8 protein-coding genes are annotated in these 8,039 nt (G+C 74.3%); 6 read left to right on the forward strand and 2 right to left on the reverse strand.

Features of this window, described 5'->3' with window-relative positions; all coding sequences use genetic code 11:
- Positions 1-2: 2 nt before the first annotated feature.
- Entirely contained in the window at positions 3-2,222 is a 2,220-nt protein-coding gene (locus tag ACFY7E_RS11555; RefSeq protein WP_389483310.1) for a protein kinase, read from the reverse strand.
- A 157-nt stretch (positions 2,223-2,379) separates the two neighbouring features.
- On the opposite strand from ACFY7E_RS11555, the gene ACFY7E_RS11560 reads away from it, so the two are divergent.
- The 5 genes from ACFY7E_RS11560 (at position 2,380) to proC (ending at position 5,914) form a co-directional block, all read left to right on the forward strand.
- On the forward strand, positions 2,380-2,727 hold the full coding sequence (locus ACFY7E_RS11560; RefSeq protein WP_389483312.1) for a peptidase: 348 nt from the start codon (positions 2,380-2,382) through the stop codon (positions 2,725-2,727).
- Positions 2,728-2,863: 136 nt separating this feature from the next.
- The gene (locus ACFY7E_RS11565; protein ID WP_389483399.1) at positions 2,864-3,316 is read left to right on the forward strand and encodes a hypothetical protein; all 453 of its coding nucleotides are present in this window, start codon (positions 2,864-2,866) and stop codon (positions 3,314-3,316) included.
- 91 nt (positions 3,317-3,407) lie between these two features.
- Entirely contained in the window at positions 3,408-4,286 is an 879-nt protein-coding gene (locus ACFY7E_RS11570) for an ABC transporter ATP-binding protein (protein ID WP_389483315.1), read from the forward strand.
- Positions 4,283-5,020 carry an ABC transporter permease gene (locus ACFY7E_RS11575; RefSeq protein WP_383446730.1) on the forward strand — a complete coding sequence of 246 codons (738 nt, stop codon included), beginning with the start codon at positions 4,283-4,285 and terminating at the stop codon, positions 5,018-5,020. The genes ACFY7E_RS11570 and ACFY7E_RS11575 overlap by 4 nt, the downstream gene beginning before the upstream one ends.
- A gap of 84 nt (positions 5,021-5,104) precedes the next feature.
- Positions 5,105-5,914, forward strand: a complete 810-nt coding sequence (proC, locus tag ACFY7E_RS11580) for a pyrroline-5-carboxylate reductase (protein WP_389483318.1) — start codon at positions 5,105-5,107, stop codon at positions 5,912-5,914.
- 24 nt (positions 5,915-5,938) lie between these two features.
- Here the strand turns inward: proC and ACFY7E_RS11585 are convergent, their stop codons facing one another.
- Positions 5,939-6,547 carry a cysteine hydrolase family protein gene (locus ACFY7E_RS11585; protein WP_389483321.1) on the reverse strand — a complete coding sequence of 203 codons (609 nt, stop codon included), beginning with the start codon at positions 6,545-6,547 and terminating at the stop codon, positions 5,939-5,941.
- 75 nt (positions 6,548-6,622) lie between these two features.
- On the opposite strand from ACFY7E_RS11585, the gene ACFY7E_RS11590 reads away from it, so the two are divergent.
- Positions 6,623-7,627 (forward strand): GlxA family transcriptional regulator, encoded by a 1,005-nt coding sequence (locus ACFY7E_RS11590; protein ID WP_389483323.1) that lies wholly within the window; start codon positions 6,623-6,625, stop codon positions 7,625-7,627.
- Positions 7,628-8,039 lie beyond the last annotated feature (412 nt).

Raw genomic sequence — 8,039 nt, forward strand, 5'->3', positions numbered from 1 at the left:
GCTCACCAGGACGCCGGGTCGCGCGCGTCCACCGCGAAGACCGAACCGTCCGGCGCCGTCCCGAAGACCCGGTCCCCGGCGACCAGCGGAGCGGGCACCAGGGACACGTACCCGAGCCGCCCGTCCGCGAGGCGCGGCCGCGTCTGGCCGGCGAGCGTCCCGCGCGCGGTGTCCACGGCGAGCAGCCGCCCGTCCTGGACGGAGAAGTAGAGGCGGTCACCGGGACCTGCGACCGGCTCGGAGACGTTCCCCGCGGCCGTCTCCAGGTCCCACAGCACCCGCCCCTTCCCGGCGGCGGTGTCGAAGGCGGTCACGTGCCCGCCCGCGTCGAGCAGGTGCACGACGGCCCCGCGCACGACGGCGCCCCGGAGGTCGAACCGGTGCGGCAGGGCCAGCCTGCGCACGGGGCCGGCCGCCTCGCCGCCGGGGCCGAGCAGGACGAGCGCATCCGTCAGGGTGCCCTCGTACCGGGAGCCGAGGACCAGCGACCCGTCCTCGGTGTGCCCGAGCGGTTCGAGATCGCCCTCCAGGTTCCGCCCCCGGACCACCTCGCCGGTCCGCGGCTCGACCACGCCCACGCGCGTGTGCGTCCCGTCGGCCGAGATCTCGGCCACCACGAGCAGACCGGAGCGGGCGTCGTACGGTCCGGTGCGCGGCGCCCCGAAGCCGGTCAGGCCGTGCCGCCACAGCTCCTTCCCGCTCCGCGCGTCGACCGCCCGGACGCCCCCGACCCCGTCCGTCAGGACGACGGCGGAACCGGCCGGCCGGTGGACCTCGGGGAGGTCCGCGCGGGCACTCCAGACCGGGGCGCCGTCCCCGGCCGCGTACGCCCGCAGCGGCCCGGTCGGCGCGGCGGCACCGACCAGGGAGACCCCGCCGTCTCCGCCGCTTCCGTCGTTTTCGAGGAGCACGGGCGCGCGTGGCGCCTCTCCCTCGACGGGCCCGGTGCGCGACCACAGGACCTTCCCCGTCACGGGGTCGAGCCGGGCCAGGCCGACGCCCCGGGCCGCGCAGTACAGCGCGTCCCTGCCGCCGGTACAGGCGGGGGCCGCCACGGGGCCCCGCTGCTGGAGCCCGGTGTGCCAGCCCGCGAAGGCGGTGGCCACGTGGTCCGGGCGCGGCGGGGGCGTGGGCCCGTCGCCCGGCATGGGGCCGAGCGCCGCGTACAGCCCGGCCCCGGCGAGCGCGAGCGCGGCGACGGTGACCGCCGGACGCGGCCGGATCCGCCCGCCGAAGCGGGGACGTCGGCGGGCCGGGGCCGGCGCGGGAACCCGTACCGGCGTGTCCGCGTCCCACGCGGGCGCGTGCCCCGGCTCGTCACCACCCCCGCCTTCCCCACCGGCGCCCGGCAGCACGGGCCGCCGCCGCTGCGCCGGTATGAACGCCTCCGCCGCGTACGAGGGCGGTTGCAGCGCCCGCATGATCCGGTCCGGGGACGGCCGCTCCACGGGATCCTTGGCGAGGCAGCGCGCGACGAGCGACGCCAGCTCTCCGGGCACGCCCGTCAGGTCGGGCTCGTCGTGGACGACCTGGTACGCCACGACGTACGGGCTGTCGGAGTCGAACGGGCCGTGCCCGGTCGCCGCGTGCACCAGGACCGAACCGAGCGCGAAGACGTCCGCCGCCGGACCGACCTCGCGCGGCCGCTGGAACTGCTCGGGCGCCATGAACGGCGGCGAGCCGATCAGCTTGCCCGTCTCGGTGTGCAGATCGCTGTCGACGGGCCGGGAGATGCCGAAGTCGATGACCTTCGGTCCGGTGTCGGTGAGCAGGACGTTGCTGGGCTTGAGGTCCCGGTGCACGACCCCGGCGCGGTGGATGTCGCGCAGCGCCTCCGCGAGTCCGGCGGTGAGCCGGCGCAGCTCGGCGGGGGACAGCGGGCCGTTCCGCCTCACCTGGTCGGCGAGGGTGGGGCCGGGGACGTAGAGGGTCGCCATCCAGGGGCGCACGGCGTCGGGATCGGCGTCGACGACCGGGGCGGTGAAGGCCCCGCTGACCCGGCGCGCGGCCGCGACCTCCTGGCGGAAACGCGCTCTGAACTCGGGGTCCTCCGCGTACCGCGCGTGCACGACCTTGACCGCGAGCCGCAGCCCGGAGGCCGAGGAGGCGAGGTGCACCACGCCCATGCCGCCCGCGCCCAGACGCGCCTGGAGCCGGTAGTCGCCCGCGTACTCGGGCCCCTCCGCCTCCCGGTCGGCACCGGTCCCGCGCAACGGTGGCATCGCCCACCCCCGTGTGATTCCCCGTCACCTCGCGCCCGCGTGCGCGACGCGACGAGCCTAGTCGATGGCACCTCCGATGTCGGTGGGGCTTGCTAGCCTGCGCGTCGCGGAGAGTGAAACTCGGCGGGGCGCTTTCGCGCCATGGGGGGAGAACACGATGGACACGCTGGACACGACGGACACGTACGGCATCGCGACGGCGACGGCGACCGCAACAGTGATGACGGCGACGACGGCGACGGTGACGGCCACGACCGCCACCCGCTACCCGGTCGCCCCGGGCCACCGCCTCAACGTGCGCTCGGGCCCGGGCACCCAGTACCCGATCGTCCGCGTCCTGGCCCTGGACGCCACGGTGGCGATCTCCTGCCAGACGTACGGCGAGTGGGTCACCGGCCCGTACGGCACCACCCGGGTCTGGGACCGCATCGCCCCGGGGGAGTACGTCTCCGACTCCTACGTGCACACGGGCAGCGACGGCCTCGTGGCACCGCGCTGCGCCTGACCTGCCCGGACGCCGCCCGGGGATAATCGACCCCGTGAGCGACGACGAGCAGACCCCCGGCACGACAGGCGGCACGACAGGCGGCGCGGAGGACGGAAAGGCCGCCGGCACCGGCGGCGGACCCCGTCCCGAGGAGATCCGTTTCTTCGGCACGACCTGGGTCGACCACACCGGCCACTACGCGCTGCGCCGCATCGGCCTGGCCGTCGGCGCGCTCGCCGCCGCCGTCGCGGCCTGCTTCGTGCTGCGCTTCGCCTTCCAGGGCCTGCGGATCGCGAACACCGGCGGCCTCGTCGAAGGCCTGGTGATCGTCATGTTCGCGGTCTGCAGCGCCATCGCCTGCCGCAAGACCTGGGAGGGCTTCCAGCGCCGCCCGGACGACCCGGCCCGCGAGGACTCCCTGCGCGGCCTCAAGGCGATCGGCTTCATCGGCTCGCTCCTCGCGTACGGCGCCCGCTGCCTGACCGAGGCGCCCGGCGAGAAGCTCCACCGCGCCGAGTACGAGACGGCCCTCACCCGGTACGAGAAGCGCCGCGGCTCCCGTACGGGCGACCCGGCCGCCCGCAAGAAGCCCAAGCGCGGCAGGTAACCCGAACACCGCGAGCAACCCGGGCGCGGCGAGCGGCCCGCCACCTCCCGGAGGCTTGACGGCCGGCACCCCCAGGCGCACTATTCATCACATGGTGAATTACTCGGCGGGCGCCGACGGAGAAGCGGACACGGCCGCGAGCCGAAGCCGAAGCCGGAACGGCACCGACACCACCGCCCCCGCGGCGATCACCGCCCGCGCCCTCACCGCCGTCCGCGGCGACCGCACCGTCCTGCGCGGCCTCGACCTCACCGTCCCGGCCGGCCGCGTCACCGGCCTCCTCGGCCCCTCCGGCTGCGGCAAGACCACCCTCATGCGCGCGATCGTCGGCACCCAGGCGAAGGTCGGCGGCACCCTCACCGTCCTCGGCCGCCCCGCCGGCGACCCGGCCCTCCGCTCCCGCATCGGCTACGTCACCCAGGCCCCGTCCGTCTACGACGACCTCACCGTCCGCCAGAACCTCGACCACTTCGCCGCCGTCCTCCACCCCGGCCGCGCCCACCGCCACGAGCGCCGCGCCGCCGTCGACCGGGCCGTCGCCGACGTCGACCTCACCTCCCGTGCCGACTCCCTCGCCGGGCGGCTCTCCGGCGGCCAGCGCAGCCGGGTCTCCCTCGCCGTCGCCCTCCTCGGCACCCCCGAACTCCTCGTCCTCGACGAACCCACCGTCGGCCTCGACCCCGTCCTCCGCCGCGACCTGTGGGACCTCTTCCACCGCATCGCCGCCGACCGCGGCACCACGCTCCTCGTCTCCTCGCACGTCATGGACGAGGCCGAGCGCTGCCACCGGCTCCTCCTCATGCGCGAGGGCGAGATCCTCGCCGAGGACACCCCCGAGGCTCTCCGCCGCCACAACGACACCCCCACCGTCGAAGAGGCCTTCCTCCACCTCGTCGACGCGGCCGCGGCCCGGGAGGAGCGGCGCCCCGACACCAGCCGTCAGAAGCAGACCCAGGAGCCCCGGCCATGAGCAGCGCCCGCACCCTCGCCACCGCCGCCCGCGTCCTGCGCCAACTGCGCCACGACCCGCGCTCGATCGCCCTCATGCTCCTCGTGCCGTGCGTGATGCTCTTCCTGCTCCGGTACGTCTTCGACGGGAGCCCCGGCACCTTCGACACCATCGGCGCCTCGCTCCTCGGCATCTTCCCGCTCATCACGATGTTCCTGGTGACCTCCATCGCCACCCTGCGCGAACGCGCCTCCGGAACCCTGGAACGCCTGCTCGCCCTGCCCCTCGGCAAGGGCGACCTCATCGCCGGCTACGCCCTCGCCTTCGGACTCCTCGCCGTCGTCCAGTCCGCCCTCGCCACCGGCCTCGCCCTCCGGTTCCTCGGCCTCGACGTCGTCGGCTCCCCCTGGCTCCTGCTCCTGGTGGCCCTCCTCGACGCCCTGCTCGGCACCGCCCTCGGCCTCTTCGTCTCCGCCTTCGCCGCGTCCGAGTTCCAGGCCGTCCAGTTCATGCCGGCCGTGATCTTCCCCCAGCTCCTCCTCTGCGGCCTGTTCACCCCGCGCGACCGCATGGCCCCCGCGCTCGAAGCCGTCTCGAACGTCCTGCCCATGTCGTACGCCGTCGACGGCATGAACGAGGTCCTCCGCCACCCCGAGGTCACCGGTGCCTTCGTCCGCGACGTCCTCGTCGTCGCCGGCTGCGCCCTCCTCGTCCTCGCCCTCGGCGCCGCCACCCTCCGCCGCCGCACGGCCTGACCGCCCCTCGGACACCCACCGCACCACTACGCCCCCGGTGCGAGGATGACGGCACGTACCCCCTCCGGCGAGGTGAACAGAGCCATGACCCAGACCGTCGCAGTCCTCGGCACCGGCAAGATCGGTGAAGCGCTCCTCAGCGGCATGATCCGCGCGGGCTGGCGCCCCGCGAACCTCCTGGTCACCGCCCGCCGCGCCGAGCGCGCCGAGGAACTCCGCACCCGCTACGGCGTCGACACCGTCACCAACGCCGAGGCCGCCAAGCGCGCCGACACCCTCATCCTGGCCGTCAAGCCCCAGGACATGGGCCGCCTCCTTGACGAGCTCGCCCCACACGTCACCGCCGACCGCCTCGTCATCAGCGCGGCGGCGGGCATCCCCACCTCCTTCATCGAAGACCGTCTCGCCACCGGCACCCCCGTCGTCCGCGTCATGCCGAACACCCCCGTCCTCGTCGACGAGGGCATGTCCGTCATCTCGGCCGGCAGCCACGCCACCCCCGACCACCTCGCCCACACCGAGGAGATCTTCGGCGGCGTCGGCAAGACCCTCCGCGTCCCCGAGTCCCAGCAGGACGCCGCCACCGCCCTCTCCGGCTCGGGCCCGGCGTACTTCTACTTCCTGGTCGAGGCCATGACCGACGCCGGCATCCTCCTCGGCCTGCCCCGCGCCCAGGCCCACGACCTCATCGTCCAGGCCGCCATCGGCGCCGCCGTGATGCTCCGCGACAGCGGCGAGCACCCGGTCAAGCTCCGCGAGGCCGTCACCTCCCCGGCCGGCACCACCATCAGCGCCATCCGCGAACTGGAGAACCACGGCGTACGGGCCGCCCTCATCGCCGCCCTCGAGGCGGCCCGCGACCGCAGCCGCGAACTGGCCTCCGGCAACGGCTGACGGCCCGCGCCGTCCCCGCCGGGGTCACCGCACCCCGGCGGCCCCGGCGGAGACCCCCCGCACCACGTCCTCCGTGGCCACCACCCGCGCGAACCCGCCCCCGTGCAGGGAGACCGCGGTCGCCCGCGTCAGCTCGTCCGCGCCCGCCGTCCAGCCGTACGGCCCCTCCAGGCCGAAGGTGTGCATCGCGTCCAGCGGGAACACCACGTCGTACCCGAGGTTCCCGCCCATCCGGGCCGTCGTCTCGTTGCACATGTTCGTCTGGATCCCGGCGACCACGATCTGCCCGACGCCCCGCCCCCGCAGCCACGCGTCCAGGGACGGCTCCCCGTAGAAGGCCGAGTTCACGGACTTCACCACGAGCAGCTCGGGCCCGGAGCCCTTCCCCCGCCGCTCCTCCACGAAGTCCTTGAAGTCGTTCCCCGCGTGCCCCGCCCGCAGCGGCGAACGCGCCCCCTCCACCGAGTCGTGCCGCACGAACACGACCGGCCGCCCGGTCGCCTGCCACAGATCGATGAGCACGGCGATGTTCCGTTCCGCGTCCGGATTGTTCCGCTCCCCCCAGTACTCCTCCTCCTCGAAGCCCTTCTGCACGTCGACGACCACCAGCGCTGCGTTCTCCGCGATCTCCATGCCGACGATCCTTCCGCCACCGGCCCCCGCCTCCCAGAGGTCCGCATGCCACCGACCGATGGTTTACTGCCACCCATGGCGCCGCCCCCGGAACCCCGCCCCCAGCGCATCGCGCTCCTCGTCTTCCCGGGCGTCCGCGCCTTCGACGTCTCCGTCATCACCGAGGTCTGGGACAGCGACCGCACCCTCCGGGGCGTCCCCCCGTTCACCCTCCACCGAGCGGCCGCGGACCCGCACACCCCCGTCCCCCTCCGAGGCGGCCTCACCCTCACCCCCGACCGCCCCCTGACCTGGCTCGACGACCTCACCCCCACGGACCTCGTCGTCGTCCCGGGCGTCGAGGACCCGGACGCCGACGTCCCGCCCCCGGTCCTCGACGCCCTCCGCCGCGCCCACACCACCGGCATCCCGGTCGCCTCCCTCTGCGCGGGCGCCTTCGTCCTGGCCCGCGCCGGACTCCTCGACGGCCGCCGCGCGGTCACCCACTGGCACCTGGCCGGCACCCTGGCCGCCCGCCACCCGGCGGTACGGGTCGAACCCGACGCCCTCTTCGTCGAGGACTCCGGCATCTGGACCTCGGCCGGCACCGCGGCGGGCATCGACCTCTGCCTCCACCTGGTCCGTACGGCCCACGGCGCCGAAGCGGCGGCGACCGTGGCCCGCTCCATGGTCACGGCCCCCTTCCGTACGGGAACCCAGGCCCAGTTCATCGAGCACCCGACCCCCCGCGCCGACCGCGACGCCGACGCCCTCGCCGCCGTACGCGCCCACGCCCTGGCCCACCTCTCCGCACCGCACACGGTCGCGAGCCTGGCCGCCGTCGCCGGCATGTCCCCCCGCTCCTTCGCCCGCCACTTCCAGGCCACCACCGGCACCACCCCCCTGCACTGGCTCATCACCCAGCGCGTCGCCGCGGCCCAGAAGCTCCTGGAGCTCACCGACCACCCCCTCCCCGAGGTGGCCCGCCGCGCCGGCTTCGGCAGCGAGGTCACCATGCGCCAGCACTTCGCCTCCCACCTCTCCACCAGCCCCCGCGCCTACCGCAACGCCTTCCGCCACCGGGCCCCGGACCGGGGTTGACACGCCCTCCCCGTCTCCGTAGTGTTCTCCGAGTTGTCCGACGTGAGCACCGACCCCGGTCGGCCCCGGACAGCCATTCCGCAAGATCCTCAGAAGCCGACAGTGCTTTGCCGCACCGTCGTGCTTTCCGTGTGTTTTTGCGAAATGAGGAATCCGCGTTCGAAGGTTTGGACGCAGGCCCCCGATTAGCGTCGGAGGCGGGGAATCCGCTAAAGTCTCACTCGTCGGAACGGCCCAACAGCCGGAAAGACAAATCCCGCCGACCGGGAATCAGACGCCGAAAGGATCTGATAGAGTCGGAACCGCCGGAAGGGCCCGGAGCGAAAGCGAATGGGACCGGAAAGCACCGAGGAAATCGGATCGGAAAGATCTGATAGAGTCGGAGACGCAAGACCGAAGGGAAAAGCCCGGA

It is taken from the genome of Streptomyces sp. NPDC012825 (genome assembly GCF_042900925.1).
GTDB lineage: Bacteria > Actinomycetota > Actinomycetes > Streptomycetales > Streptomycetaceae > Streptomyces.